The organism is Sulfitobacter sp. EE-36 (genome assembly GCF_000152605.1).
Taxonomy (GTDB): domain Bacteria; phylum Pseudomonadota; class Alphaproteobacteria; order Rhodobacterales; family Rhodobacteraceae; genus Sulfitobacter; species Sulfitobacter pontiacus.
The window spans coordinates 1,868,040-1,893,533 of the sequence record NZ_CH959310.1; the positions used below are offsets into that span (position 1 = coordinate 1,868,040).

Genomic DNA, 25,494 nt, shown 5'->3' on the forward strand with positions numbered 1-25,494 from the left:
TTTGGCGCCTACGAGACGCCCGGTTGCGGGTTATATGCGTCCGGCCTGTTTGGCGTCGGTGGTCTGGCTTGTCAATATCGCGGTGGGGCGCGCGGGCGCGGCGTGTGAAATGGGGCGCCGTCCTTTCCTTGGGGGCGCGGTGCCATAGATAACACCAGATTAACGGGTAGCGACGGGACGTGAAGACATGCAGGATGATGTGGCGCAGCGGGCGTTTGAGACGCTTTCAGGGGCAGAGGGCGACGCGCAGGATCTGTCGTCCCATGCGCAAGAGGCCGAGGCCCCGAACGCCCTGCGCCATATCGCCAGCCTGACCATGACCAAAGTGGCCGACGGGCTGATTGACCCCAAGCTCATGCTATCGTGGCTGCTGACGGCACTTGGCGCGCCTGCGGTCTATGCCGGGGCGCTGGTGCCGATCCGCGAGGCGGGGGCGTTGTTGCCGCAGATCGTGATGGCGGGCTGGGTGCAGGCGATGGCGCGGCGCAAATGGGCGTGGGTCGCCGGATCTGCGGGGCAGGGCATCTTCGCGGCGCTGATCGTGCTGGCGGCGCTCACGTTGGACGGATCAGCGGCGGGGCTGGCGATTTGCGCGGCGCTGGCGGGGCTGGCGGTCAGCCGTGCGGCCTGTTCGGTGTCCTATAAGGATATCCTTGGCAAGACCGTGGGCAAGTCGCGGCGCGGGTCGATCACGGGCACGGCGGGGTCTGTCGCCTCTGCCGGGGTGCTGGTGCTGGCGCTTTTGCTGATGTCGGGGTTGGTGCAGGATCGCGGCGTGGTGATCGCGGCCATCGCGCTGGCGGCCGCACTATGGGGCGGCGCGGCGCTGTTGTTTTCCACGCTGGACGAGGCCAAAAGCGAGGGCGGCAAGGCGACGCCTGCCAGTTTCTCTATCCTGAAGGAGGATGCGAACCTGCGGCGGTTCATTCTGGTGCGCGGGCTGCTGGTCGCCACATCGCTCGCGCCGCCGTATTTTGTGGTGCTGGCGGGGGGCGAGGACCAATCCGCCCTTGGCCAGCTTGGCGCGCTGGTGCTCGCCTCGGCTTTGGCGTCGCTGTTAAGCTCGTACGTCTGGGGGCGGCTGTCGGACCAGTCGAGCCGCCATGTGCTGATGTTGACCGGCATTGTCGGGGCCTTGGCGATGGGGGGCGCGGTGGCGCTGGCGCTGCTTGGGATGGCGACGCAGATCTGGGCCATGCCGCTGGTGCTGTTCATCCTGATGATCGCCTATCACGGGGTGCGGCAGGGGCGGTCTACCTATCTGGTGGATATGTCGCCCAAGGACCAGCGGTCGGCTTATGCCGCCGTGTCCAACACGGTGATTGGCGGGCTGCTGTTGGTCGCGGGCGTGGCGGGGGGCGGTGCCGCGTTGATCGGGCCGGTGGCGACGCTGGTTCTATTCGCAGTCATGTCCGCAGGGGCCGCGATTGCGGCGCTTGGTCTGCACGAAGTCGAAGCGGCGGATTGATCGTCGGGGCGGCGGGGCGTATGACTGGGGCGCGCATTTGATCCAAAGGGGTTCGCCCATGTCCAAACACAACCGCAACTTCGAGCTGACGATCAGCGATATCGACCTGATCGAGGCGGCGCTACATGTGACCAAACGCGATCTGTCGATGGATGCGCTGAATGACACCGCATCGATGCTGCCCGCCGATGCCGCCAAAGACAGCCTGCGCCGGATCGACGATCTGCTGGGCCGTCTGCACAACCAGAAAATCTTTTATCGCCCCGCCAAGGGCACCTATCTGGGGGGCTGAGGATGACGGCACCGATGTATCTGGACACGCCGCAAGGGCGGCGGCTGGCCTATCACAAGACCGAAGGCACAGGCCCCTGCGTGGTGTTTCTGGGCGGTCTGAAATCCGACATGATGGGCACCAAGGCGGTGTTCCTTGAAGACTGGGCCAAACGCGAGGGGCGGGCGTTCTTGCGGTTCGATTACTCGGGTCACGGGGAATCCTCTGGAGCGTTCACAGATGGCTGCATTGGTGATTGGGCCGAAGACACATTGGCCGCGGTAGAAGCGTTGACCGAGGGGGCTATTCTGCCGGTGGGATCATCCATGGGCGGCTGGCAATCGCTGCTGCTGGTGCGCGCGCTGCCCGCGCGGATCGCGGGGCTGGTTACCATCGCCGCGGCCCCTGACTTTACCGAAGACGGCTATTGGGCCAGCTTCACCGAGGCGCAGAAAAAGACTTTGGCCGAGACGGGGCAGGTCGAACTGCCGTCCGATTATATGGAGCCTTACATCATCACCCGCCGGATGATCGAGGACGGGCGCAAGCAGCTGGTGCTGCGCGATCCGCTGCATCTGCCGTTCCCGACGCGCTTTCTGCAAGGCACCGCAGACACCGCTGTCAGCGTTGCCACAGCCGTGCGTCTGCTGGAACATGCGCAGGGGCCGGACATGCAGTTGCAACTGGTCAAGGATGCGGACCACCGCTTTTCCGACGACCGCTGTCTGGAACTGCTGATCCAAGCGGTGGAAGAGGTCTCTGCCACGGCCTGAGGATAAGGGGCTTTGCCATGCGTAAACCGGCCAGCATGTGGAGCCTTGAAACCTTTGGGCGGGTCCGGCTGTCGCGGCATTTCTTTATGCGCGATTTCATGTACTCAGAGATTTCGGGGTTTCACGGGCAGCCCAATATCCCCGACAATCCCGATCTTGCCATCGAAAACGGGCGGGCCTTCTGCACGACCCTGCTGGACCCGCTAGAGGAAACCTTTGGCCGCATCGCCGTGCGGTCGGGGTATCGGTCGGCGGCGCTGAATGCCTATGGCAACCGGCACAAGTTGAATTGCGCGGCCAATGACAACCCGATCGAATGTCACATCTGGGACCGTGGCGCAGAGGCGCAGGCGATTGCGGGGGCGACCATCGTGATCCCGTGGTTTGCCGACCAGTATGATCAGGGGCGCGACTGGCGTGATCTGGCGTGGTGGGTGCATGACCATCTGCCCTATTCCGAGATGTGGTTCTTTCCCAAGCTCGCCGCCTTCAACCTGACGTGGAGACCGCAGCCGCTGCGCAGCATCTCGAGCTATATCGCGCCGCGCGGGATGCTGTTGCGCGGCGGGAAGTCGCCGTCGGAGCCCGTGGCGCAGCGCCGTGCGCGCTATGGCGATTTTCCGCCCTTGCGTGGCATCGCCTATCCGTGATGAGGTGCGGCGCAGCAGCAGTGTCCCGAAGTGACGCGAATTTATGACTAGTGACAGGGACATACATGGCTGACCCTCTTGTTCTTCTGCCGGGCCTCATGTCTGACGCGCGGGTGTTCTGGCCGCAGATCGCCGAGCTGTCGGCGAAAACCGCTGTGACTGTCGCCCCGATTACCCAAGGCGAGCGGATCGAGGAAATCGCCTCTGGTCTGCTGGACCAGTTGCCCAAGCGTTTCGCGCTGGCAGGCTTGGGGTTGGGCGGTGCTGTCGCGCTTGAGATTTTGCGCCGTGCGCCGGATCGGTTGACGCGGTTGGCGTTGATCGATGCCAGCCCGCTGGCCGAAACGCCGCAGAGCGCCGCCGCGCGCGAGATGTTGATCGTCAAGGTCAAGTCGGGGCGGCTGGCCGATGCCATGCGCGAAGAGCTGAACCCCGTCTGGCTCGCCCCCGGTCCGGACCGCGCGGCGATTTTGGAGATTGCGCTGGATATGGCCGACACGCTGGGGCCGGAAGTCTATGTGCGCCAAGCCCGCGCCTTGCAACGGGCCCGTGACCAGCAGGCGGTATTGCGCAAGTGCAAGGTGCCGACGCTGGTGATGTGTGGCGAGGTGGGCAGGCTCAATCCCGTCAAACGCCATGGTTTCATGGCCGAACTGCTGCCTTATGCGATTTTGCGCGTGATCGAGGGGGCAGGGCATCTGCCTACGCTGGAACAGCCCGAAGCCACGACTGCCGCGATCAAGGAATGGTTGAAGATGCCCCTGACCCCTGCGTGATCGGGGCTGGTCAAGTGCGGGTTAGCGCAGCGCCTCGGTGATTGCCTTGCGCTGGTCACGCGGAACGATATGCACGGGGCGTTTGGGCGTTGCCGTGTCCGGATCGATAAAGGGGTTCACCTTCCAGCGGCCTGTCACCTTGGCCCCGGCCGCCCGCGACAGCGCCCCCCAGATCAACCGCGGCAGCCCTTCGTTCCGCAGCTTGCCCGAGGGCGTCGGGATATAGCCGGTGCCGACGATCGGCCCAAGCGGGGCAGGGTCGGACAGGGTGCGGGTCATGATGCTGGCAAAGGCGAGCTTGGGCTTGCGCAGCGTGTTGAACATCGGCGTGCCACAGCAAGTGGCATACCAGCGCAGCAGATTTGTCTCCCCGAAGGAAAACACCGACAATTTGTCGAAACCCTGATCGAAGTGGAATCTGTCGGGGGTGGTCTGGAACAGTTGGATCGCCCGTGGCGCGGGGTCGGGCTGGTCGAGGTAGACCTCGGCCGCGCGGCAATCGATGCAGTGGCATTGGGCGTGGCTGCCGCGCGCGGGTGTCACGCCGCGCAAGGTCCCTTTGACCGTGCCGCAGGCACAGGCAAAGGGCAGGTCACGCGGCGCGGCGGGCATTATGCCGTCGACTTCTGTGCGGGGATCGAGGTTTTACCCGCGCTGGCCGGGGCCGCAGGGGCCTTGGGGGCTGTCGCCTTGGCCGTGCGCTGGTTGTCGTCGATGAACTTCAGCACCAGCGGGCGGATATTCTCGCGCCAGCTTTTGCCGGCAAAGATCCCGTAGTGCCCTGCGCCGTCTTCAAGGTGGCTTGCCTTTTTGTCGTCGGGCAGGCCAGTGCAGAGGTTCAGCGCCGCGATACATTGACCGGGGGCCGAGATATCGTCCTTGGTGCCCTCGACCGTTTTGACGGCGACATCGGTGATCTTGCCGATGTCCACGGGCTGACCCTTGATCGAGAAGCTGTTGGTGCCGATCTCGTTGTCCTTGAAGATCCGCTGCACGGTGGAGAGGTAGAATTCAGCGGGCATGTCCATCACGGCGAGGTATTCGTCGTAGAACTTGTTGTGTTTGTCGTGGTCGCCCGCCAGCCCCTGTGCGACGCGCATGATCTGGTCGCGGAAGGCCTTGGCATGGGTTTCGGCGTTCATTGTGATAAAGGAATTCAGCTGCAGCAGACCGGGATAGACCTTGCGGCCGACGCCTTGGTGCTGGAAGCCGACCTGCTGGATCATCATCTCTTGCAGCTGGTTCATGTTCACGCGGTGGCCGAAATCCGTCACCTCTGTCGGGCTGGCCGCGGTGTCGATGGGGCCGCCGATCAATGTAAGCGAGCTTGGCTGCGCCTTGGGGTCCTGTTCCGCCAGATAGGCGGTCGCGGCGAGGGTCAGCGGGGCGGGTTGGCACACGGCGATGACATGCACGTCGGGGCCCAGATGGCGCATATAGTCAACGAGCCGCAGGGTATAATCCTCTACGTCGAACTTGCCGGCGCTGACGGGGATGTCGCGGGCATTGTGCCAGTCGGTGATATAAAGGTCCGCGTCAGGAATTAGGCTGATGACGGTCGACCGCAGCAGCGTCGCATAGTGGCCCGACATGGGCGCGACCAGCAGGATCTTGCGCTTGGGCGCATCGCGGCCCTGTACGACGAAATGCACCAGATCGCCAAAGGCACCTTCCAGCTCTTTCTCGATCAGGACGGGATGGTCCGCACCATCAACGCCCACGGCGGGGGGGATATCCCAATCAGGTTTGATCACCATGCGCGAAAAGCTGCGTTCGGTCACTTCGCCCCATGCGGCCATCCAGTTCAGCGCAGGGTTCGGGATGGCGGCAAAAGCGGGATACGATGCCATCGCCAATGCCGTGGCACCCAGCCACTGGTTGGTGTTTCTCATCGTTTCCATTAAATCGTAAGATGCCATATACTTCATGTAAGGGGTCTCCTGTTGGGGGCCTTGTGCCCGGCATCATGTCAGACCCTCCCCCAAAGGTCGGCGCGATGCTGCAGGTGCAAACATAGGGAGGAACGGTTACTATGACAATAAAAACAACCAAGACCGACGCAGAGAGCTCCAAGGCACAGGAACGTATGGAGGAAAACCTGCGTAAGGTCGAAGCGCTTGGCGCGCGGCTGTCGCAGATCATGGTCGGGCGGGACACGCATCAGGCGAGTTTGGACGGCCCGAATCAAGAGCTGTTTGCAAAGGCCGCCGCGTCCTACTGGACCGAAGCCGTACAGAACCCTGCCAAGATGATCGAACAGCAGGTGTCCTACTGGAGCAAATCCGTCGGCCACTTTATGGAGGCGCAGCAGGCGCTGGCCAAAGGCAAACTGGCCGCGCCGGAAGATACCTCGCCCGAGGATCGCCGCTTTGCCAACCCGCTGTGGAAATCGCACCCCTATTTCAACTTTGTCAAACAGCAGTACCAGATCAACGCAGAGGCCTTGGGCCAAGCGGTGGATCATGTGGCCGATCTGGCCCCGCATGAAAAGAAACGGCTGCAATACTTCAGCCGCCAGATCATCGACATGATGAGCCCGACCAATTTTTTGGCCACCAACCCCGATGCGCTGGAACGCGCTGTGGCGACCGAGGGCGAAAGCCTGATCCGCGGGCTGGAGAACCTGATTGCCGATCTGGAGGCGAATAACGGCGAGTTGATCGTGCGGCTGGCCGATGAAAGCGCGTTCGAACTGGGCCGCAACATCGCCACATCCCCCGGCAAGGTCGTCTATCGCAACAATCTGTTCGAGCTGATCCAATACAGCCCCAGCACCGAAAAGGTCGATGCCACGCCGATTGTGATCTTCCCGCCCTGGATCAATAAATTCTATATCCTTGATCTCAAGGCCCAGAACAGTCTGGTGAAATGGATCGTGGATCAGGGCTATACGCTGTTTATGGTGTCATGGGTCAATCCGGACCAAAGTCATCGTGACATCGGCATGGGCGACTATATCGAGGACGGGTTCCTGACCGCGATCCGCGAGGTCAAGGAGATCACGGCGCAGGAACAGGTGCACGCCGTAGGCTATTGCATCGCGGGGACCACGCTGTCGCTGACGCTGTCCTTGATGAAGCAGCGCGGCGATACATCCGTCAAATCCGCGACCTTCTTTACCGCGCTCACCGATTTTTCCGATCAGGGGGAGTTCCAGCCCTTCCTGACCGATGACTTTATCGACGGGATCGAGGCAGAGACCAAGGACAAGGGGATCCTGCCTTCGGTCATCATGGCGCGGACCTTCTCTTTCTTGCGGTCGAATGATCTGGTCTATGGGCCCGCGATCAAAAGCTACATGCTGGGCGACACGCCGCCGGCCTTTGATCTGCTGTATTGGAACGGCGACGGGGCGAATCTGCCGCAGCGCATGGCGATGGAGTATCTGCGCGGGCTTTGCCAACAGAACAAGCTGGTCGAGGGCGGCTTTGAACTGTTGGGTCATCGTCTGAAGCTGGAGGATATCGACGTGCCGCTGATCGCCATCGGCTGCGAGACCGACCACATCGCGCCGTGGAAAGACAGCTATCGCGGCGTGCGCATGATGGGCAGCGCGGACAAGACCTTTGTGATGACCCAATCGGGCCATATCGCGGGGATCGTGAACCCGCCGAGCAAAGGCAAATACGGCCACTACACAAACGACAACCTGTCGCTGGATCACGAGGACTGGCTGGAGGGGGCAAAGTTCCACGAAGGGTCGTGGTGGCCCCGCTGGGGCGCGTGGCTCGAGAATCGCTCTGACGGGAAAGTCGATGCCCGTATTCCGGGTGAAAAGGGCCGTGACACCCTGGGCGAAGCCCCGGGTACCTATGTGGTGCGCAAGGCAAGGGGCTGATCTGATTAGTCAATTTTTTATGGGGCGGCGGGTTGGAACGGTCCGATGCTGCATCGCAGAAAAAACTTGCAATGCCGCACCGCAGCATCTATCTATGGGGTAGTCATAACGTAGCGGTAGACGCCGCTTGACCCCAGAAGGAGAGTTTACCATGACGAAGACACCAGATTTCGCCGCGATGATGAAAGACATGATGGGTGCATTCCCAGTTGACACATCCGCAATGAACGACGCGTTCAAAACAACCGCGACACTGAACGAAAAGCTGTCCGGCGTAGCACTGAACGCTGCCGAGAAATCCGCCGAGATTTCCAGCAAATGGACAAAAGACACTCTGGCAAAAATGTCCGAGATGTCGAAAGCCAAGCAAGAGCCAGCAGATTACGCCAAAGCAATGACCGAGTTCACCTCGGCCTCTGCTGAAGTCGCGTCCGAGCATATGGCCGCTTTCGCTGAAATCGCGAAGAAGGTCCAGATGGACACAGTCGAGCTGATGATGGCTGCGGGCAAAGACATGTCCGAAGAAGCAACCGCTGCTGTGAAAAAAGCGACATCCGACGCGACAGCCGCCACAAAGAAAGCCGCTGCGAAGTAATCGCACCGGCCTTTGGTTCAGGTAAAGATTGATCAGGGCAGACTTTGCGGTCTGCCCTTTTTTGTGGCACCTATCTTTTTCATTTAAGCTGCCCTAAGCTGCAATGCAGCATGCTATTTGGGAAGGATCTACCGTGACCGAAACAGTCAAGCCCCTGCTTATCAAACGATATGCCAGCCGCCGCCTGTATAATACCGAAACCAGTGACTATGTGACGCTGGATGATATCTCGGGGTTTATCCGCGACGGGCGCGAGGTGCAGATTGTGGACCTGAAATCAGGCGACGATCTGACCCGCCAATATCTGCTGCAAATCATCGCCGAACATGAAAGCCGCGGTGAATCCGTGCTGCCCGTGGATGTGCTGAACGATCTTGTGCGCAGCTATATGTCCCCCGATGCGAGCGTTGTGCCGCAGTTCCTCAAGACATCGTTTGACATGCTGCGCGACGGTCAGGCGCGGGTGCTTGAGAACATGAACACGATCAACCCGATGGCGAAGATGCCCGGTTTCGAGGTCATGCAGGCCCAGCAAGAGGCGTTCATGAAGGCGATGACCGGCAATATGCCAACGCCTTGGAACGGCATGGGCAAGACCGATCAGCGCCCCGCCAGCGCCAAGGGCGATGACGCCGAAAGTCTGGATGCGATCAAACAACAACTGGCCGAGCTGCAGGAAAAACTTTCCAAGCTGAAGTGACGGCGATTGGCCCCCGTTTGAACGGTTAAAGCCCACCCGCTGACGGGTGGGCTTTGGTGTGTCTGCCGGATGCCTCCGGCGGGAGTTTATCTGGCAAAATGAAGCCTCAGGCCGCGGCAGATTTCGTCACCGTTGCCAGCGCCCCGAGCAGCACATTCACAATCGCGTCGAGCTCGGCTGGTTGCAGTTGCACGGGCAGGCGCACGTCGCAGGCGGTCATCAACATGGCGCGGGTCCGGGGCAGGTCGGGCAGGTCCTTGATGAACTGCCAGTTCCAGAAGGCGCGCGCGTTATCGGTGCTTTGGCCGAAGACCTGAACCTTGACGCCGGCCTTGGCGCTGGCTTCGGCGAAGGCGCGGATGGCGGCATCGTCCAGCCCGACCAGATTGAACTGGATGGAATCCGGCGCGCGGGTTTCGGGGGGCAGCGGGGCGGGGACGTCGATCTGGGGGGCGGCGTTCAGCTTGGCCGCGACATAGTCATGATTGCGCAGCCCGTCGGCCACACGGCGGGGCAGTTCGGCCAGTTGGGCCCGCACCAGAACCGCTGACAGGTTGTTAAGACGCAGGTTATAAAGCGGCAGTTTGTTTTGCCAGCGCGCGCAGGCGTCCGCGATGCCGGGGTGTTTCTTCCAGTTATGTTCATAGGCACCGGACATGATGATCGCACGGGCCACCAGATCGGCGTCGTCGGTGATCAGGATGCCGCCTTCGCCCGCGTTTACCATCTTGTAGGACTGGAAGGAAAAGCAGCCGATCTTGCCGATGGTGCCGATCTTGCGGTCGTGCCAGAGGGTGCCGAGCGAATGGGCCGCATCCTCGATCACCGGCACGTTTGCGGCATCGCACAGCTGCATGATTGCATCCATATCCGAGGTATGCCCCCGCATGTGGCTGATGATCACCGCGTCAACGCCCGGCAGCTTGGCGGCGAAATCCTCTATATCGATCCGGTAGTTTTCCCCGACCTCGCAGAGCACCGGCGTATAATGGGCGTGGATCACGGCAGAGGGCACGGCCGCGAAGGTAAAGCCGGGGATCAGCACCTTGGCGTTCTGCGGCAGGTCCAGCGCCAGCAGCGACAGAAACAGCGCGGCAGAGCAGGACGACACCGCCAGCGCATAGCGGCTGCCCATCATCTGCGCAAACTCGGCCTCCAACAGGGACACCGGCGCATCGGCCGCAGCGGTGTAGCGAAACAGATCGCCGCTTTGCAACAGCTGCTCTATCTCGGCGCGGGCTGTGTCGGGAATGGCTTCGGCGCTGTGCATGTCGGGCAGGGTCATATTTCAATATCCTGAATGTTTGTTTTCAGAATGGTAAAACAATGCGCCTATGGGACCAAGCCTTTTCCCCGTTCCGCTTCATGAATGTTTTGTGACTATATCCCCAGACGGTCGCGCAGGCTGAACCAGCTCATGGCGAGCGCAAGCAGCGGGCTGCGCAGCGCGCCGCCGCCGGGGAAGGTCGGCGTGGGCAGGGCGCTCATCGTGTCAAAGCCGTCGCCATCGCCCTGGATCGCACGGGCCATCAGCTGCCCTGCGTGGATCGCGGTGCCGACGCCGTGGCCGGAATAGCCCGAAGCCGACAGGATGTTCGGGGCCACGCGGGCCAGAAAGGGCAGCCGTTTCATGGTGATCGCCAGCGTGCCGCCCCAGGCATAGTCGATCTTGACGTCGCGCAGCGCGGGGAAAACCTGGCCCATGGGTTTGCGCGCCTTGGCGGCGAGGTCGCTGGGGAAGCGGTAGCCATAGCTTTCGCCGCCGCCGAACAGCAGCCGCCCATCATGGCTGAGCCGGAAATAATTCACCACGAATTTGCTATCGGCCACGGCGACATCCCGGGGCAACACGTCTTTCACGCGGTCGCCCAAGGGTTCGGTAGCGACGATAAAATTGTTGATCGGCATGACCTTGGCCGCGACCTTGCGGTTCAGCCCGCCCAGATAGCCGTTGCAGGCCAGGATCACATGGTCCGCCGTCACCCGCCCGCCGTCGGTCTGCACAGTGGCGGGGCTGCCTTCGGTGATCTGATGCACGGCGCTGCGTTCATAGATCTCGACCCCTGCCGCCTGCGCCGCCCGTGCCAGCCCGAGGGCGAGGTTGAGCGGATGCAGATGCGCGGCCCCCATATCCAGAATACCGCCGCGATAGGCGGGCGACGCACAGACGTTGCGCAGCGCGTCGCGGTCCAACACCTCTATCTGGTCGTAGCCATAGCGGTCCTGCAAGAAACCGGCATAGGCGTGCAGATGCTCTACGTCACCGGCAGAACTGGCGGTCCAGGCGACGCCGGGCTTGAGGTGGCAATCGATGTCGTGAGTCTTGATCAGGCTTTTGACAAGCGCTTTGGCGTCCTGACCCAGATCCCATAGTCGCGTTGCGGTGTCGCGTCCGACCATCTTTTCCAGCGCGTCCTGTTCGACGCGCTGACCACTCCCCAATTGGCCGCCATTGCGCCCCGAGGCCCCAAAGCCCACGCGCTGCGCCTCGACCAGCACGACGCGGCGACCGGCCTGTGCCAGATGCAGCGCCGCCGACAGGCCGGTATAGCCGCCCCCCACAACGCAGACATCCGCGCGCTGATCGCCCTTGAGCGTGGGGTAGGCATCGGTCGGGGTTGCGGTCGCGGCGTACCAGCTGTCTGGATAGCGCCCCGGCGCGTCGTTTGCGTAAAGCAGGTTCATTGCAGATCGGCCCCCTTGGCCGCTTCCAAATGGTCTTAAATCCTCGCCGAAGGCTCCCGCGGGTGCGGCGGGCCTAGACGTTCATCAACAGGTGCTCGCGTTCCCAGGGGGAAATCACATGCAGGAACTCTTCGTATTCCGCGCGTTTGACGATGGCGTAGACGCGGGCGAACTCGGGGCCCAACACCTCGTGCAGGGTCGTGGCCTCTTCAAACAGATCCAGCGCGGATCCCAGCACCTGCGGGATATCCCCGTCGCCGTCATAGGCGTCGCCCTTGAATTCGGCTTTGGGCTTTTTCTGTTCAATCAGGCCCAGATAGCCGCAGGCGAGCGAGGCGGCGATGCCGAGGTAGGGGTTGCAGTCCATCCCGGCGAGGCGGTTCTCGACCCGGCGCGACGCGGGGCCGGAGAGGGGCACGCGGATGCCGGTGGTGCGGTTGTCGCGGCCCCATTCCAGATTGATCGGCGCGGCATGGTCTTTGACGTAGCGCCGGTAGCTGTTCACATAGGGCGCAATGACGGCCAGCGCGTCGGGCATGTGGTTCTGCATGCCGGCGATAAAGTGGTAAAACGCGTCCGTCTCGCCCCCTTGCGGGCCAGAGAAGATGTTCTTGCCCGTCGTGGCATCCAGCACCGAATGGTGGATATGCATGGCGCTGCCGGGTTCGTTGGCGATGGGTTTCGCCATGAAGGTGGCGTAGCAATCGTGGCGCAGGGCGGCTTCGCGGATCAGACGTTTGAAATAGAACACCTCGTCGGCCAGCCGCACCGGGTCACCGTGGATCAGGTTGATCTCAAGCTGGCCCGCGCCGCCTTCCTGGGTGATACCGTCAATCTCGAATCCCTGTGCCTCGGCAAAGTCGTAGATGTCGTCGATCACGGGGCCGAATTCATCGACGGCGGTCATGGAATAGGCCTGACGCGCGGCAGCAGGGCGGCCGGAGCGGCCCATCATCGGTTTGATCTCATGCGCGGGGTCAAGGTTGCGCGCGACCAGAAAGAATTCCATCTCGGGGGCGACAACCGGCTCCCACCCTTGCGCGCGATAAAGATCGACAACGCGTTTCAGGACATTGCGCGGCGAATATTCCACCGGATTGCCGTCGCGGTCAAAGGCGTCGTGGATCACTTGCAGTGTCCAGTCGCCGGTCCAGGGGGCGGCGGTCGCGGTCGAGATATCGGGGCGCAGGATCATGTCTTTTTCGATGAACCCATCGGCACCGGCGGCGTCGCCCCATTCACCGGTGATGGTCTGGTAGAAGATGCTGTCGGGCAGGTGAAAATATTCCTGCCGTGCGAATTTTGTGGCGGGCACCGCTTTGCCGCGAGCAATGCCGGGGAGGTCGGGGATGATACATTCAACTTCGTCGAGCCGCTTGCCCTCCAGATATTCGCGTGCTGCGGGGGGAAGCTCTTCAAGCCAGTCGGACATCATAATCTCTCTTTCTTGAGGAAATCTGCAATATGGTCGGCAATTTTTGCATTGTCGGTGGGGGCGTCCAGCAGGGCAGAGGCCGCCTGAAGCTGGTGATCGGGCACCACGCCCTTGCCGCGGGTGCGGATCAGCCCGTCGATAAAGTCTTGGGTAAATTCGGGGTGGGGCTGGATGGTCCAGATCTGATCATCATATAGCAGGGCCGCATTGGCGCAGAAGTCTGAAGCGCCGACCACCTTGGCCCCGTCGGGCAGTTTTGTGACCTGATCCTGATGCCAGGCGTTCAGGGCCAGGGTCTCTCCGTCGATGGTATATTCGGTGCGGCCCACGGACCAGCCGCCGGCGAATTTCTCGACCTTGCCGCCAAGGGCCTGTGCAATGATTTGGTGGCCAAAGCAGATGCCGACCAGCGGGCGGCCTGCTTCGCGGATGGCGCGGATCAGCTGTTCCAGCGGGGGGATCCAGTCGTGATCCTCGTAGGCACCGTGTTTCGATCCGGTGATCAGCCAGCCGTCCGCATCCACCGCCGAGGCGGGAAAATCGCCATCGACCACGGACCAGATCTGGAAGTCGAACCCGTGCCCGCCCAGCAGTTTGACAAACATATCGCCATAATCGCCAAGCGCGTCTTTCATGTTGTCGGGGGAGTGGCCGGTTTGAAGGATACCGATTTTCATGGGGGGCATCTGATTACACCGTGTCCAGATAGATTTCGACCTGCTCTTGCGGGGTCAGTTCTTGCATATAATGCAGCTCTTGGCGCTTGGTGAGGATAAAGTTGCGCACCATTTCGGGGGCAAAGATACGCTTTACCTCGGCGGAGTTTTCAAAGGCGTCGATCGCGGATTTCCAGTCGCCGGGGATTTGCGGCAGGTCGGCGGCATAGGCGTTGCCGGTGATCGGGGCGGGGGGCTCTGCCCCGTCCTCGATGCCGTTCATCGCAGCACCCAGCACGGCGGCCAGCATCAGATAGGGGTTCACGTCGCCGCCCGACACACGGTGTTCGATCCGCCGCGCCTTGTGGCTGCCGGACGGGATACGGATGGAGGAGGTGCGGTTCTCGTAGGCCCAAGAGATCCCTGTGGGGGCGTGGGCACCGGGCACCATACGGTCGAAGCTGTTGGCATGGGGCGCAAAGACCAGCGCGCAGCCGGCCATGGCATTCATACAGCCCGCCACAGCGTGACGCATGATCGCCGTGCCCTGGGGGCCGCCGTCGTCAAAGACGTTGTTACCGTTCTTGTCGAGCACCGAGAAATGCGTGTGCAGGCCCGACCCGGGGTAATCCTCGTAGGGTTTCGCCATGAAGCTTGCGGCAAAGCCGTGGCGGCGGGCGAGGCCCTTGACCAGCATCTTGAACAGCCAGGCATCATCGGCGGCGCGCAGGGCGTCGTCGCAATGCATGAGGTTGATCTCGAACTGGCCCAGACCCGCTTCGGAAATGGCGGTATCGGCGGGGATGTCCATCTCTTCGCAGGCGTCATAAAGATCGGTGAAGAATTCATCGAACTGGTCCAGCGCGCGGATCGACAGGGTTTCGGCGGCCTTGCGGCGTTTGCCCGACCGGGGCGACAGCGGCACCTGCAGTTTGCGGCCCGAATCGTCGATCAGGAAGAATTCAAGCTCGACCGCGCAGACCGGCGTCAGCCCGCGATCCTTGTAGCGTTCGACCACCGCGCGCAGGGCATGGCGCGGGTCGCCGCCATAGGGGCGCCCGTCTTCGTGGAACATCCAGATCGGCAGCAGGGCCGAGGGCGCATCAAGCCAGGGCATTGGCAGAAAGCCGCGTTCGGTCGGGTGCAGGATGCCATCGGCATCGCCGCTTTCAAACACCAGCGGGCTGTCGTCGATGTCTTCGCCCCAGATATCGAGGTTCAGCACCGACATCGGAAAGCGCGTGCCGTCCTCTACCACCTTGTCGGCAAAACGCGTGGGGATGCGCTTGCCGCGGGCCTGACCATTCAGGTCGGCGGCGGCCACACGGATTGTGCGGACCTGAGGATGTTTGCGGAGCCAGTTTTTCATATCACACCTTGCAAGCGGCGGGCATGAACGGCGTTCTTACAACGTGAAAACCGGGGGTAGCGCCCACGCGCTAAATAATTTGATCAAAAAACAGATACTACCGGATCAGATTTAGACGCAAGCGAATTTTCCGCACCGCAGCCTGAGGCACGTGGCGGTTCAAACGGCGGTTGATCAGCCCGAAGATGGCGATGATCACCAGCGTCAGCAAAATGAAGTAGCCCGCCAGAATGGGGTAGGGGATAAACGGGTTAAACGTCTTGTCCGCGAAATAGCTGGCGTAATACAGCGCGTCCCCGCGTTGTTGCAGCGCCGGAAAACCGGTGAAAAACACCAGCGTTGTCGCATGAAACAGGAAGATCGCCTCGTTTGTATAGGCGGGCCATGCCAGCCGCAGCATGGTGGGCCAGATGATGCGCTTGAATCGCGGCCAGCCGGAAATGCCGTAGGCATCGGCGGCTTCGGTGTCGCCCTTGGGGATGGATTGCAGCGCGCCATAGAAGATCTCGGCCGAGTAGGCAGAGGTGTTGAAGAACAGAACAATCAGCGCCCCAAGCCACGCAGAGGTGAACATATCAAAGAACGGGTGCACAGATTTTAGGCTAAGGAACAGGAAATAGCCAAAGAAGAACTGGATGAACAAGGGCGAGCCGCGGAACAGGAAGATGAACCATTCGGCCGGTTTGCGCAGCCAAGGGCTGGGGTGGGCCTTGGCCACGGCCAGCGCCGTCGCCAGCAGGAAGCCGCTGACCAGCGCGAAAAAACCGTAGTAGACGTTCCAGATCATGCCCGACCCGATCAGGGTGAACTGGTCACATAGCGTAAAGTCGCTGCGCGGCAGCAGCCGTTCGCCATAGCCAAGCGAGCGCAGCCCGTAGGATTGGATTGTTTCCCAACAGGTCATGCCGCTGCCTTTCGCTGTGCTTCGCCGCCGGCGGTGGCCTGACCCTTGGTCAGACGGCGCATCAGCCGGTCGAGCACGATTTCAGACACACGGGTAAAGCAGAGGTAGAACACCAGCAGCGCCAGAAAATACCACATGCGCCAGTCGGGGTGGGGGTAATCGGTAAAGCGCGGGGTCTTGGCTCCGCCCAGATCGCGCGCCCAATAGACGATGTCCTCGACGCCCAGCAGGAACAACAGTGGGGTTGCCTTGATCAGCACCATCCACAGGTTTCCCAGACCGGGCAGCGCATAGACCCACATCTGCGGCACAAGGATACGCCAGAAGGTCTGGCGCGGGGTCATGCCATAAGCCTCGCCGGTCTCGATCTGGGCGCGGGGCACAGCGCGCATCGCGCCATAAAGCACATTGGCGGCAAAGGCCCCGAAAACGATGGCAAAGGTCAGCACCGCGAGCGAAAAGCCATAGGCCTCGTGGACCCATTGGGCAGAGTTGCCAAGCGGCATCTTGGCGGCCTGACAGACGATAAAGTCGCTGCCCTGACGGATCGGCTGATCCCAGTCGGGGCATTTCACCTTGTGGCGCAGGTATTCGATGCCCTGATCCAGCGCGATGACGAAGAACAGGAAGAAGGCGATGTCGGGCACGCCCCGCACAATGGCGATATAGGCGCGGCCCAGCCATGACAGCGGCGCAAAGGGCGACCGTGCGGCCATCGCGCCGCCAAAGCCAAAGGCAAGTGCTGCGGGGGCGGTGATGGCGAGCAGCAGCAAGACGGTGCCGAATGCACCATAAAAGGCCAAATGCTTGCCCGTGGTCAGGTAGCACGTCAGCCACGACAGGCCGGAAAGCGTTTCTGGGTCGGTGCAGGCAAAAATGGCGGAATGTCCCGGTGGTATGCGCCCTTTGACGAGCGTCTGGATTTGGGTCTTTAGTCAGATCGGCAGGCAGAGAAAAGGGGCGGCCTCTGCGCCGCCCCGATCATGATCAGAATGTATTGGCGTCTTCGCCGAACCATTTGATGATCAGCTTGTTCAGGCTGCCATCGTCCTTCATGGATTGGATCGCGGCGTCGAATTTCGCTTTCAGCTCTGTGTCGCTTTCGCGCAGGCCAAGGCCGATGCCGCCGCCCAGTGGCACGTCGTCACCAACAAAGACCATCTCGCCGCCGGATTCCTCGACCGTGGGGACCAGCGCGTCCTTGTCGGCGAAAACCGCATCCGCTTCGCCATTGTTCACGGCTGCGACGGTTTCATCATAGGTGGCGAATTCCAGTAGGGTGGCACCGGATTCAGCCACGTGACCGGCCTGGATCGTGCTGGTCTGCGCTGCAACAACACCGCCCATCACATCCGCATCCGCCGATTTCGCCGCATAGGCGGAAGCCGCGGGCGGGAAGTAGTTCTGTGTGAAATCAATCACTTCTTCACGCTCGTCGGTGATGCTCATACCGGCGATGATGGTGTCATAGTTGCCCGATGTCAGGTTCGGGATAATGCTGTCCCATTCGTTGGTGACCCATTCGCAGGTCAGTTCGGCACGGGCGCAAAGCTCGTCACCGACTTCGCGCTCGAAGCCGTCTACTTCGCCCGCGTCATTCAGGAAGTTATAGGGAGGGTAGGCCCCTTCGGTCCCCATGCGGATGGTCTTGCCGTGGGCGTCTGCCATGGCGAAACCGGTGCTGAGCGCGAGTGCGGCGGTTGCAAGAACGAGTGTTTTCATTTTTGAAGTCTCCCAGTTTATTGTTTTTAGGTGGTTTTACTCTGCGTGAGTGGCCGAGAGGAACCCGCGCAGACGTTCTGATTTAGGGGCGCCGAACAGGTCTTCGGGGGCCCCTTGTTCTTCGATCAAACCCTGATGCAGGAACACGACGTGATCCGAGACATCGGCCGCCAGTTTCATATCATGGGTTACGATCATCATGGTCCGCCCTTCGGCGGCCAGATCCTTGATGACTTTGACGACCTCTTGCTCAAGCTCGGGGTCCAGCGCCGAGGTCGGTTCGTCGAATAGCAATGCTTCGGGCTCCATACACAGTCCGCGTGCGATGGCGGCGCGCTGTTGCTGGCCGCCGGACAGTTGCGCCGGAAAGACATCGCATTTGTCGCCGATGCCCACCTTGTCGAGATAGGCCCGCGCGGCGGCCTCAACCTCGGCACGGTCGCGGCGCAGGACGGTCAGCGGGGCCTCCATCACGTTTTGCAGGATCGTCATATGGGACCACAGGTTGAACTGTTGGAACACCATCGACAGGTTCGTGCGGATGCGCAGCACCTGTTTGGGATCGGCAGGGCGGCGGTGGTGGCCGGTGCCTTTCCAAGTGACGGCCTCGCCGTTGAAGCGCAAATCGCCCTCTTGGCTGTCTTCCAGCAGGTTGCAGCAGCGCAGCAGCGTCGATTTGCCGGAGCCGGACGACCCGATGAGCGAGATGACGTGCCCGCGCGGGGCCTTGACCGACACCCCCTTGAGCACCTCCAGAGGGCCATAAGCCTTGTGAAGATTGTTGATCTCAATAACGGGGGGCTGATCTGTCACTGTGCTGCCTTATTGTGCATTCCGCAGCAAGTTAAGGTGATTTCAAGGGGGATTTGCAATCCAGAACTTGGGTTTTGCCCAATAATTCAACGGTTGACCCCGCGTAAATTCACCGCCTGCGCGTAAACTAGTCTTTGTCTTCAATCTGCTTGCGCACGATGGCGCTGTCGGTGTCTGTGACCCCCAGCAAGTTGGCCACCAAACGCAGCAATGCGTTTTCCTCGTCAGAGCGGCTGCCATCGGCCAGCACGACTTCCCACAGGGCTTTGATCACGGCAAGGCGGTCGTCATAGGGGACGGCATCCTTGATCGCGCGGGTAAAGCGGACGGTATCGGGGGCTTCGGCCTCCAGCGCTTCGGCGTCTGCCCGCAGGGAGGCGGTGCCATCTGCGTCCAGCGCATAGCGTTTCGCGATGATCTGGTCGATGCGCGCGCGCTCGGACGGGGCGTATTCATTATCCGACTTGGCGATGCGCACCAAAAGCGCGGTCAGCGCAAGGCGGGCATCCCCATCGGGAAGCTGGGCGGGATCAGGCTGGGTCAGCCGTTTGATGAATTCTGCGAACATGGGCGTGATATAGAGCGGTTGCGGCGCAAGGCCAAGGTCACAAAGCGTTCAGCGCTTTTTCGCGGGCGGCGGTCATGTCGGCGTCGCTAAGGCCAAGCGCGGTCTCAATCGCCAGCAGCTGGATCTCTTCGTCGTCGTCACGTGCCCCATCGGCCAGCGCCACAGACCACATCGCATCGCCAAGCGCCTTGCGGTCCTCATAGGGGACTTCCTCGCGCAGGATCTGGGCGAATTCTGGCGTACCGGGGGCGTGGCGTTCCAGCGCTTCGCAGGTGGCGCGCAGTTTCGCGGCCTCGATCGGTTTCAGGCCAAAGGTCTGCGCGAGGATACGGTCGATCTGCCCCACTTCGGCAGCGCGGTAGGTGCGGTCGGCCAGCGCCACACGCACCAGCAACGCGCCAAGGGCAAGCTGGGGGGTCGGCTGTGGCAGCGGCTTGGGGTCCGGCTTGCGGCGGGGGAATAGACGTTCAAACATGGCAACTCTTTATCCTTACGGGCACATGAGGCTAACCCGATTCCGCGCGCAGCGTTCCGTTTTTCCCATATTCGCAAAGGGGTGATGTATAAAAAGCGCAATGCCGCAGGGGCAGGCGGAGCGGGGGCGTCGGGGGGCCTGTCGCGGCCTTAGGCGTCATACCCTTCGACGATGACCAGATTCCCGTCAGAGACGGAGGACCGGATATCCTTGGCCGCCTGATAGCCCTCGCTTTCATAGCAGGCCACCGCATCGGCCAGCGAGGCAAATTCGATCACCACGATGCGCGGGTGCGACGTGCCTTCGCGGATGTCGGGCGCGGCCCCACGCACCAGAAACTTCGCCCCGAAATCGGCAAAGGGCTTGGCGTTGGCGGCGCGGTATTTGTCGTAGACTTCGGCATCATGCACGTCGACGTTAGCGATCCAGTAACCTTTGGGCATCGGGGGCTCCTTAGCGGGGTAGGGTTTTGAACTTGGCCGCCAGACGGGCCGCTTCTTCTTTCAGCCCAAAGGGCGGGTTCAGCACGAACATGCCTGAACCGACCATCCCGTGACCGGGGCGGGCAGGGGCAAAGCTGACCTCGTGACGCAGGGCCTCGGGGTGGGCCCCCATCAGCGCGCTGAGCATCGGTTGATGCGCTTTATTGGTCAAAATCGGATACCACAGCGCGATGATGCCGACGTTCCACGCGCGCGCCAGCTTGCCAATGTGGCGCGGGATATCGGCGTAGTCTGTCTTGATCTCGAAGCTGGGGTCGATCAGCATCAGGCCACGGCGCGGGGTGGGCGGGGTCAGGGCGAAAGCCATGTCGAACCCGTCGCGGTGGTGGCATTTGACGTCGTAGGGCGACATTGCCAGATCAAGTGCCGCATGTTCGCCGGGGTGCAGTTCGGCCAGATGGATGCTGTCGCTGTCGCGCAGCAGCTTGGCCGCCAGCAGGGGCGAACCGGGGTAGGCGTCTGCGCCATGTTCAGCGGTGATCTGGTCAAGCACCTTTGCGTAAGGATGCGCATCGTCGAACCAGCCGCGCACGCGGCCAATGCCCTGCGCCGCCTCGCCTGTTTTCAGCGCAGGTGTGTCGGACAGGTCATACAGCGCGCGCCCCGCATGGGTTTCCATATAGGACAGCGGTTTGTCCTTGCGGGTCAGATACCCCAACATCCACGCCAGCAGGCTGTGTTTGTGAACATCGGCCAGATTGCCGGCGTGGTAGATATGTTGGTAGCTGAGCATGCCGTTGGCCGCCTTTCGCGAGGGTCAGACCAGCCGCGACATTTCCTTGGCGGCGCGGATGAAATCCTTGAACAAGGGGTGCGGATCAAAGGGCTTGGATTTGAGTTCGGGGTGGAACTGCACGCCGATGAACCACGGGTGATCGGACCATTCCACGATCTCCGGCAGCATGCCGTCGGGCGACATCCCCGAGAAGGTAAGACCCGCTTTTTCAAGCTGTTCGCGGTAGGCGGTATCGACCTCGTAGCGGTGGCGGTGACGTTCGTCGATCGACGTGGTGCCATAGACTTTGGCCACGTTCGACCCTTCTTTCAGCGTCGCGTCATAGGCGCCAAGGCGCATGGTGCCGCCTTTGTCATCGTCGACCTTGCGTTCAACCTTGTGGTTGCCCTGCACCCATTCCTTAAGGTGGTAGACCACGGGCTCGAACCGTTTCTTGCCGGTGGATTCGTGGTCGAATTCTTCCGAGCCTGCGGTCGTCAGACCGGCCACGTTGCGCGCGGCTTCGATCACGGCCATCTGCATGCCCAGACAGATCCCCAGATAGGGGACTTTCTGCTCGCGGGCATATTGCGCCGCCTTGATCTTGCCCTCGGTGCCGCGTTCGCCAAAGCCGCCGGGCACGAGGATCGCGTGGAACCCTTCGAGGTGGGCCGACACATCATCGCTTTGATCAAAGACCTCGGCATCGACCCAGTCGATCTTGACCTTGACGCGGTTGGCCATGCCACCGTGGGTCAGCGCCTCTGCAATCGACTTATAGGCATCTTCCAGCTGGGTATATTTGCCGACGATGGCGACGTTCACTTCGCCTTCGGGGTTGTGCACGCGGTCAGAGACATCGCGCCAGACCGACAGTTCGGGCTTGGGGGCGGGGGAAATATCGAAAGCATCCAGCACGGCCTGATCCAGCCCCTGCGCATGATAGGCCAGCGGCGCGTCATAGATGGTTTTCAGGTCATAGGCCGCGACCACGGCCTCTTTGCGGACGTTACAGAACAGGGCGATTTTTTCGCGCTCTTTCTCGGGGATGGGATGTTCGGAGCGGCAGACCAGAATATCGGGCGCGATCCCGATGCTTTGCAGTTCCTTGACGGAGTGTTGCGTCGGCTTGGTCTTCAGCTCGCCGCTGGCCGCGAGATAGGGCAGCAGGGTGAGGTGCATGAAGATACACTGGCCGCGTGGCTTGTCGTGGCTGAACTGGCGGATCGCTTCGAAGAAGGGCAGGCCTTCGATATCGCCGACGGTGCCGCCGATTTCGCACAGCATAAAGTCGACCTCGTCATCGCCGACGTGCAGGAAATCCTTGATCTCGTTGGTGACGTGGGGAATCACCTGAATGGTCTTGCCCAGATAGTCGCCGCGCCGCTCTTTCTCGAGCACGGTGGAATAGACCCGGCCCGAGCTGATCGAATCCGTCTTGCGCGCGGCCACGCCGGTAAAGCGTTCGTAGTGGCCCAGATCCAGATCGGTTTCGGCGCCATCGTCGGTGACGAAAACCTCGCCATGTTCAAAGGGCGACATCGTGCCGGGATCGACGTTCAGATAGGGGTCCAGTTTGCGCAGACGGACGGAGTATCCGCGCGCTTGCAACAAGGCCCCCAACGCCGCAGAGGCAAGGCCTTTGCCAAGGCTGGAAACCACACCACCGGTGATGAAAATATAGCGTGCCATGTGATGAAGGCCCCCGTGAGTTCAGATTTGATGCGGCAAAAGCCAAGCAATTGAGCTGCGGAAAACCGCAGCATCACGGGACTTAAGCCTAACAGGATTCGGATGGAAAAAGCAAGGCCAAGCCGCAACATCCTGTTGCGTATCTTGGCCCAACCTCAAGCTGTTGTAGTGTCTGGATTAATCCGCAGTCGGCACTTGCGGTGTATTTTCCGCAGGTGTCGGTGGCAGCAGCGCGTCGGCATCGGGCAGCGCTGGTGCGTCACCCTGGTTCAGCGCGGGTGGCGTGCCGCCCAGACGATCGATGACCGAAGACCCGGCAGATTTTTCAGCCGCGATGATGGTCAGCGTGATCGAGGTCACGATAAAGGCCGCGGCCAGAACCCAGGTCAGTTTGCCCATAGCCGTGGCTGCTGCACGACCGGAAACGGCCCCGCCGCCACCGCCGCCGCCCATGCCAAGGCCGCCCCCTTCGGACCGTTGCAGCAACACGACTGCAATCAGGCCAAGGGCCAGAATGAGATGGACAATCAGGACTACATTTTCCATGGGTACCTACGGCTCTGCGTTTTGGACTTTGGGCGTGTCTAGGCAAGTTTGCCTATGGGGGCAAGGGAGGATTGGCACCCGCGGTGCCGCTTGGGCGGAAAGCCCGTGTGAAAGCCGCCTCAGGTTTCCACATCGTCCACGTCTGCCTGACCGGATACCGCCCTGCGAAAGATGCTCCAGCTGAGGCCGATGCCCAGCACAAAGCTCAGCGCGACAAGGCCGAGCCAGAGGTTAAAGCTGCGGTTGTCCAGCCGCAGGATGCCCAGATCATAAAGCACCCAAAGGCTTGACCCCACCAACGCCAGCACCAGCAGCATCCCCAGCCCGCCGATAGAGCGTAGCGTCGCGCGGAGATAGATCACGTAGCCGATGAACAGCAAAAGCCCCAGCAGCACCGCGATGGACAGGTTCATATGCCCGTATCGCTGCGCCCAGGTGACATAGTTGTAGGGGGTCGGGTTAAAGGTCGCGGCCAGCAAGACAAAGGCGCAGGCCCAACGTATGATGAATCCCATCTGCGGTACTTCCTTGTTTGATCCGGCATGGAATATCGGTGCAGCCCAGGCAAAGTCTATGGCCCGTTGCGAAGTTTCACGGCCCCAAGCTGATAAATGCCCAGAAAAATGACGCGGCGGCGTTTTGTCTGCATTTTACAGTTTCGGTCCCCGACGGTCGTCGCTATACCTCCACGGGTTTGCACGGTTATTTGAACTGTTAAAGGAATATCTTCATGGCCAACGTCGTAGTCGTAGGCGCCCAATGGGGCGACGAAGGAAAAGGCAAAATCGTGGACTGGCTCAGCGAACGGGCCGATGTCATCGCGCGTTTTCAGGGCGGCCATAACGCGGGCCACACATTGGTCATCGACGGCAAGGTCTACAAGCTGCACGCGCTGCCCTCGGGCGTTGTCCGCGGCGGCAAGCTTTCGGTCATCGGCAACGGTGTTGTGCTGGACCCGTGGCACCTGCTGAAAGAGATCGAGACGATCCGCGCCCAAGGCGTAGAGATCACGCCGGAAACGCTGATGATCGCGGAAAACACACCGCTGATCATGCCCTACCACGGCGAGCTGGACCGCGCCCGTGAAGAGGCCGCATCAAAAGGGACCAAAATCGGCACCACCGGCCGCGGCATCGGCCCGTGCTACGAGGATAAAGTCGGCCGCCGCGCCATCCGCGTCGCCGATCTGGCCGATACAGCCACGCTTGAAGCCCGCGTCGACCGCGCGTTGCAGCACCATGATCCGCTGCGCAAGGGTCTGGGCGTCGAAGCCATCGACCGCGACGGGCTGGTTGAACTGCTGAAAGAGATCGCACCGAAGATCCTTGAATACGCAGCACCTGTCTGGAAGGTGATGAACGAAAAGCGCAAGGCCGGTAAGCGTATCCTGTTCGAAGGCGCGCAGGGCGCGCTGCTGGACATCGACTTTGGCACCTATCCTTTCGTCACCTCGTCGAACGTGATTGCGGGGCAGGCGGCGACCGGCGTCGGCATCGGACCGGGCGCGATCAACTATGTGCTGGGCATCGTCAAAGCCTATACCACCCGCGTCGGCGAAGGCCCGTTCCCGACCGAACTGCATGATGCGGACGGTCAGCGTTTGGGCGAGCGGGGCCATGAATTCGGCACCACCACCGGGCGTAAGCGTCGTTGTGGTTGGTTCGATGCGGCTTTGGTGCGCCAGACTTGTGCGACCAGCGGCGTCACCGGTATCTCGCTCACGAAACTGGACGTGCTGGACGGGTTTGAAACGCTCAAGATCTGCACCGGCTACGAGCTGGACGGGGAGCAGTTAGACTATCTGCCCACAGCGGCCGACCAGCAAGCCCGCTGCACCCCGATCTACGAGGAAATGCCCGGTTGGTCCGAAAGCACTGAAGGCGCGCGCAGCTGGGCCGATCTGCCCGCGAACGCGATCAAATATGTGCGCCGCGTCGAAGAGCTGATCCAGTGCCCCGTGGCGCTGCTGTCCACCTCGCCAGAGCGGGAAGACACGATTCTGGTTACCGACCCCTTCGCCGATTGATCTGACACGCCGGGGCCCTTTGGGGCCCTTGGCACGTGATGAAAGGACGACACAATGGCCCTTGGATATAAAGCACGCCGCCGGTGGGCGCTGGTCATTCTGCTGATTGGGCTGCCGCTCTATATCATTGCGGCGGTGGTCACCGTGTCGCTGTTTGACCGGCCCCCCTTCTGGATCGAACTGGTGATCTATATCGCGCTTGGCGTGGTCTGGGCGATCCCGTTCAAATTTGTGTTCAAGGGGATCGGTCAGGCGGACCCGAACGCGGATCACGACGCAGAATAACCCGTTTCGCCTGCACGTCTTACAGTGTT

The 25,494-nt window shown here is 61.5% G+C and carries 28 protein-coding genes; 10 read left to right on the forward strand and 18 right to left on the reverse strand.

What is annotated here, in order from left to right; all coding sequences use genetic code 11:
* Nucleotides 1–187 precede the first annotated feature (187 nt).
* The 5 genes from EE36_RS11555 to EE36_RS11575 all read left to right on the forward strand — a co-directional run bounded on the left by EE36_RS11555 (nucleotide 188) and on the right by EE36_RS11575 (nucleotide 3,938).
* Nucleotides 188–1,468 (forward strand): MFS transporter, encoded by a 1,281-nt coding sequence (locus EE36_RS11555; protein ID WP_005852426.1) that lies wholly within the window; start codon nucleotides 188–190, stop codon nucleotides 1,466–1,468.
* Nucleotides 1,469–1,526: 58 nt separating this feature from the next.
* A complete protein-coding gene (locus EE36_RS11560) occupies nucleotides 1,527–1,760 on the forward strand; it encodes a hypothetical protein (protein ID WP_005852428.1) in 234 nt (77 codons plus the stop codon).
* A gap of 2 nt (nucleotides 1,761–1,762) precedes the next feature.
* Nucleotides 1,763–2,512, forward strand: coding sequence for a carboxylesterase (locus EE36_RS11565; protein ID WP_039911826.1), 750 nt, complete (start codon nucleotides 1,763–1,765; stop codon nucleotides 2,510–2,512).
* Nucleotides 2,513–2,547: 35 nt separating this feature from the next.
* Entirely contained in the window at nucleotides 2,548–3,162 is a 615-nt protein-coding gene (locus tag EE36_RS11570; RefSeq protein WP_039912253.1) for a hypothetical protein, read from the forward strand.
* Between the two features lie 65 nt (nucleotides 3,163–3,227).
* Nucleotides 3,228–3,938 (forward strand): alpha/beta fold hydrolase, encoded by a 711-nt coding sequence (locus EE36_RS11575; RefSeq protein ID WP_005852432.1) that lies wholly within the window; start codon nucleotides 3,228–3,230, stop codon nucleotides 3,936–3,938.
* A gap of 21 nt (nucleotides 3,939–3,959) precedes the next feature.
* Here the strand turns inward: EE36_RS11575 and EE36_RS11580 are convergent, their stop codons facing one another.
* Together EE36_RS11580 and phaZ are read right to left on the reverse strand one after the other, a co-directional pair.
* Nucleotides 3,960–4,550 carry a DUF6151 family protein gene (locus EE36_RS11580; RefSeq protein WP_005852433.1) on the reverse strand — a complete coding sequence of 197 codons (591 nt, stop codon included), beginning with the start codon at nucleotides 4,548–4,550 and terminating at the stop codon, nucleotides 3,960–3,962.
* Nucleotides 4,550–5,866: a polyhydroxyalkanoate depolymerase gene (phaZ, locus tag EE36_RS11585; protein WP_005852434.1), complete on the reverse strand. Its 1,317-nt coding sequence runs from the start codon at nucleotides 5,864–5,866 to the stop codon at nucleotides 4,550–4,552. The genes EE36_RS11580 and phaZ overlap by 1 nt, the downstream gene beginning before the upstream one ends.
* A gap of 104 nt (nucleotides 5,867–5,970) precedes the next feature.
* Between phaZ and phaC the strand changes: the two genes are divergently transcribed.
* The 3 genes from phaC (at nucleotide 5,971) to phaR (ending at nucleotide 9,071) form a co-directional block, all read left to right on the forward strand.
* The gene (gene phaC, locus EE36_RS11590) at nucleotides 5,971–7,776 is read left to right on the forward strand and encodes an alpha/beta hydrolase (RefSeq protein WP_005852436.1); all 1,806 of its coding nucleotides are present in this window, start codon (nucleotides 5,971–5,973) and stop codon (nucleotides 7,774–7,776) included.
* 151 nt (nucleotides 7,777–7,927) lie between these two features.
* Nucleotides 7,928–8,371, forward strand: coding sequence for a phasin family protein (locus EE36_RS11595; protein WP_005852437.1), 444 nt, complete (start codon nucleotides 7,928–7,930; stop codon nucleotides 8,369–8,371).
* 133 nt (nucleotides 8,372–8,504) lie between these two features.
* Nucleotides 8,505–9,071 (forward strand): polyhydroxyalkanoate synthesis repressor PhaR, encoded by a 567-nt coding sequence (gene phaR, locus EE36_RS11600; RefSeq protein WP_005852439.1) that lies wholly within the window; start codon nucleotides 8,505–8,507, stop codon nucleotides 9,069–9,071.
* Nucleotides 9,072–9,177: 106 nt separating this feature from the next.
* Here phaR and EE36_RS11605 read toward each other — a convergent pair whose 3' ends face one another.
* From EE36_RS11605 to EE36_RS11680, 16 genes are all read right to left on the reverse strand, one after another.
* The gene (locus EE36_RS11605; RefSeq protein ID WP_005852441.1) at nucleotides 9,178–10,356 is read right to left on the reverse strand and encodes a DegT/DnrJ/EryC1/StrS aminotransferase family protein; all 1,179 of its coding nucleotides are present in this window, start codon (nucleotides 10,354–10,356) and stop codon (nucleotides 9,178–9,180) included.
* Between the two features lie 95 nt (nucleotides 10,357–10,451).
* On the reverse strand, nucleotides 10,452–11,756 hold the full coding sequence (locus EE36_RS11610) for an FAD-binding oxidoreductase (RefSeq protein WP_005852442.1): 1,305 nt from the start codon (nucleotides 11,754–11,756) through the stop codon (nucleotides 10,452–10,454).
* 73 nt (nucleotides 11,757–11,829) lie between these two features.
* Entirely contained in the window at nucleotides 11,830–13,188 is a 1,359-nt protein-coding gene (locus tag EE36_RS11615; protein WP_005852444.1) for a glutamine synthetase family protein, read from the reverse strand.
* Entirely contained in the window at nucleotides 13,188–13,868 is a 681-nt protein-coding gene (locus tag EE36_RS11620; RefSeq protein ID WP_039911830.1) for a type 1 glutamine amidotransferase, read from the reverse strand. The genes EE36_RS11615 and EE36_RS11620 overlap by 1 nt, the downstream gene beginning before the upstream one ends.
* A gap of 13 nt (nucleotides 13,869–13,881) precedes the next feature.
* Nucleotides 13,882–15,216, reverse strand: coding sequence for a glutamine synthetase family protein (locus tag EE36_RS11625; RefSeq protein ID WP_005852447.1), 1,335 nt, complete (start codon nucleotides 15,214–15,216; stop codon nucleotides 13,882–13,884).
* A gap of 97 nt (nucleotides 15,217–15,313) precedes the next feature.
* On the reverse strand, nucleotides 15,314–16,120 hold the full coding sequence (locus EE36_RS11630) for an ABC transporter permease (protein ID WP_005852449.1): 807 nt from the start codon (nucleotides 16,118–16,120) through the stop codon (nucleotides 15,314–15,316).
* Entirely contained in the window at nucleotides 16,117–16,998 is an 882-nt protein-coding gene (locus EE36_RS11635; RefSeq protein WP_081781238.1) for an ABC transporter permease, read from the reverse strand. Before EE36_RS11635 ends, EE36_RS11630 begins: the two co-directional genes overlap by 4 nt.
* A 109-nt stretch (nucleotides 16,999–17,107) precedes the next feature.
* Nucleotides 17,108–17,842, reverse strand: a complete 735-nt coding sequence (locus EE36_RS11640) for a transporter substrate-binding domain-containing protein (RefSeq protein ID WP_005852453.1) — start codon at nucleotides 17,840–17,842, stop codon at nucleotides 17,108–17,110.
* A 36-nt stretch (nucleotides 17,843–17,878) separates the two neighbouring features.
* Entirely contained in the window at nucleotides 17,879–18,655 is a 777-nt protein-coding gene (locus tag EE36_RS11645) for an ABC transporter ATP-binding protein (RefSeq protein WP_005852455.1), read from the reverse strand.
* A gap of 127 nt (nucleotides 18,656–18,782) precedes the next feature.
* Complete coding sequence (locus EE36_RS11650; protein WP_005852457.1) at nucleotides 18,783–19,223, reverse strand: TerB family tellurite resistance protein; 441 nt, start codon at nucleotides 19,221–19,223, stop codon at nucleotides 18,783–18,785.
* A gap of 37 nt (nucleotides 19,224–19,260) precedes the next feature.
* Nucleotides 19,261–19,698, reverse strand: a complete 438-nt coding sequence (locus tag EE36_RS11655; protein ID WP_005852459.1) for a TerB family tellurite resistance protein — start codon at nucleotides 19,696–19,698, stop codon at nucleotides 19,261–19,263.
* A gap of 149 nt (nucleotides 19,699–19,847) precedes the next feature.
* Nucleotides 19,848–20,141 (reverse strand): DUF1330 domain-containing protein, encoded by a 294-nt coding sequence (locus EE36_RS11660; RefSeq protein ID WP_005852461.1) that lies wholly within the window; start codon nucleotides 20,139–20,141, stop codon nucleotides 19,848–19,850.
* Nucleotides 20,142–20,151: 10 nt separating this feature from the next.
* Complete coding sequence (rlmJ, locus tag EE36_RS11665) at nucleotides 20,152–20,934, reverse strand: 23S rRNA (adenine(2030)-N(6))-methyltransferase RlmJ (RefSeq protein WP_005852463.1); 783 nt, start codon at nucleotides 20,932–20,934, stop codon at nucleotides 20,152–20,154.
* Between the two features lie 24 nt (nucleotides 20,935–20,958).
* Nucleotides 20,959–22,608, reverse strand: coding sequence for a CTP synthase (locus EE36_RS11670; protein WP_005852465.1), 1,650 nt, complete (start codon nucleotides 22,606–22,608; stop codon nucleotides 20,959–20,961).
* A gap of 177 nt (nucleotides 22,609–22,785) precedes the next feature.
* Nucleotides 22,786–23,154, reverse strand: a complete 369-nt coding sequence (gene secG / locus EE36_RS11675) for a preprotein translocase subunit SecG (protein WP_005852467.1) — start codon at nucleotides 23,152–23,154, stop codon at nucleotides 22,786–22,788.
* Between the two features lie 119 nt (nucleotides 23,155–23,273).
* On the reverse strand, nucleotides 23,274–23,669 hold the full coding sequence (locus EE36_RS11680) for a DUF6524 family protein (protein ID WP_005852469.1): 396 nt from the start codon (nucleotides 23,667–23,669) through the stop codon (nucleotides 23,274–23,276).
* A gap of 215 nt (nucleotides 23,670–23,884) precedes the next feature.
* Between EE36_RS11680 and EE36_RS11685 the strand changes: the two genes are divergently transcribed.
* Both EE36_RS11685 and EE36_RS11690 read left to right on the forward strand, forming a co-directional pair.
* Nucleotides 23,885–25,180, forward strand: a complete 1,296-nt coding sequence (locus EE36_RS11685; protein ID WP_005852471.1) for an adenylosuccinate synthase — start codon at nucleotides 23,885–23,887, stop codon at nucleotides 25,178–25,180.
* A 54-nt stretch (nucleotides 25,181–25,234) separates the two neighbouring features.
* Complete coding sequence (locus EE36_RS11690; protein ID WP_005852473.1) at nucleotides 25,235–25,465, forward strand: DUF2842 domain-containing protein; 231 nt, start codon at nucleotides 25,235–25,237, stop codon at nucleotides 25,463–25,465.
* The last annotated feature ends 29 nt before the right edge of the window (nucleotides 25,466–25,494 follow it).

Bases quoted from the DNA above. Each gene is read 5' to 3' on its own strand.
- EE36_RS11555 (WP_005852426.1), top strand. From the start codon at position 188: ATGCAGGATGATGTGGCGCAGCGGGCGTTTGAGACGCTTTCAGGGGCA.
- EE36_RS11560 (WP_005852428.1), top strand. From the start codon at position 1,527: ATGTCCAAACACAACCGCAACTTCGAGCTGACGATCAGCGATATCGAC.
- EE36_RS11565 (WP_039911826.1), top strand. From the start codon at position 1,763: ATGACGGCACCGATGTATCTGGACACGCCGCAAGGGCGGCGGCTGGCC.
- EE36_RS11570 (WP_039912253.1), top strand. From the start codon at position 2,548: ATGTGGAGCCTTGAAACCTTTGGGCGGGTCCGGCTGTCGCGGCATTTC.
- EE36_RS11575 (WP_005852432.1), top strand. From the start codon at position 3,228: ATGGCTGACCCTCTTGTTCTTCTGCCGGGCCTCATGTCTGACGCGCGG.
- EE36_RS11580 (WP_005852433.1), bottom strand. From the start codon at position 4,550: ATGCCCGCCGCGCCGCGTGACCTGCCCTTTGCCTGTGCCTGCGGCACG.
- phaZ (WP_005852434.1), bottom strand. From the start codon at position 5,866: ATGAAGTATATGGCATCTTACGATTTAATGGAAACGATGAGAAACACC.
- phaC (WP_005852436.1), top strand. From the start codon at position 5,971: ATGACAATAAAAACAACCAAGACCGACGCAGAGAGCTCCAAGGCACAG.
- EE36_RS11595 (WP_005852437.1), top strand. From the start codon at position 7,928: ATGACGAAGACACCAGATTTCGCCGCGATGATGAAAGACATGATGGGT.
- EE36_RS11605 (WP_005852441.1), bottom strand. From the start codon at position 10,356: ATGACCCTGCCCGACATGCACAGCGCCGAAGCCATTCCCGACACAGCC.
- EE36_RS11610 (WP_005852442.1), bottom strand. From the start codon at position 11,756: ATGAACCTGCTTTACGCAAACGACGCGCCGGGGCGCTATCCAGACAGC.
- EE36_RS11615 (WP_005852444.1), bottom strand. From the start codon at position 13,188: ATGTCCGACTGGCTTGAAGAGCTTCCCCCCGCAGCACGCGAATATCTG.
- EE36_RS11620 (WP_039911830.1), bottom strand. From the start codon at position 13,868: ATGAAAATCGGTATCCTTCAAACCGGCCACTCCCCCGACAACATGAAA.
- EE36_RS11625 (WP_005852447.1), bottom strand. From the start codon at position 15,216: ATGAAAAACTGGCTCCGCAAACATCCTCAGGTCCGCACAATCCGTGTG.
- EE36_RS11630 (WP_005852449.1), bottom strand. From the start codon at position 16,120: ATGACCTGTTGGGAAACAATCCAATCCTACGGGCTGCGCTCGCTTGGC.
- EE36_RS11640 (WP_005852453.1), bottom strand. From the start codon at position 17,842: ATGAAAACACTCGTTCTTGCAACCGCCGCACTCGCGCTCAGCACCGGT.
- EE36_RS11650 (WP_005852457.1), bottom strand. From the start codon at position 19,223: ATGTTCGCAGAATTCATCAAACGGCTGACCCAGCCTGATCCCGCCCAG.
- EE36_RS11655 (WP_005852459.1), bottom strand. From the start codon at position 19,698: ATGTTTGAACGTCTATTCCCCCGCCGCAAGCCGGACCCCAAGCCGCTG.
- EE36_RS11660 (WP_005852461.1), bottom strand. From the start codon at position 20,141: ATGCCCAAAGGTTACTGGATCGCTAACGTCGACGTGCATGATGCCGAA.
- rlmJ (WP_005852463.1), bottom strand. From the start codon at position 20,934: ATGCTCAGCTACCAACATATCTACCACGCCGGCAATCTGGCCGATGTT.
- EE36_RS11670 (WP_005852465.1), bottom strand. From the start codon at position 22,608: ATGGCACGCTATATTTTCATCACCGGTGGTGTGGTTTCCAGCCTTGGC.
- secG (WP_005852467.1), bottom strand. From the start codon at position 23,154: ATGGAAAATGTAGTCCTGATTGTCCATCTCATTCTGGCCCTTGGCCTG.
- EE36_RS11680 (WP_005852469.1), bottom strand. From the start codon at position 23,669: ATGGGATTCATCATACGTTGGGCCTGCGCCTTTGTCTTGCTGGCCGCG.
- EE36_RS11685 (WP_005852471.1), top strand. From the start codon at position 23,885: ATGGCCAACGTCGTAGTCGTAGGCGCCCAATGGGGCGACGAAGGAAAA.
- EE36_RS11690 (WP_005852473.1), top strand. From the start codon at position 25,235: ATGGCCCTTGGATATAAAGCACGCCGCCGGTGGGCGCTGGTCATTCTG.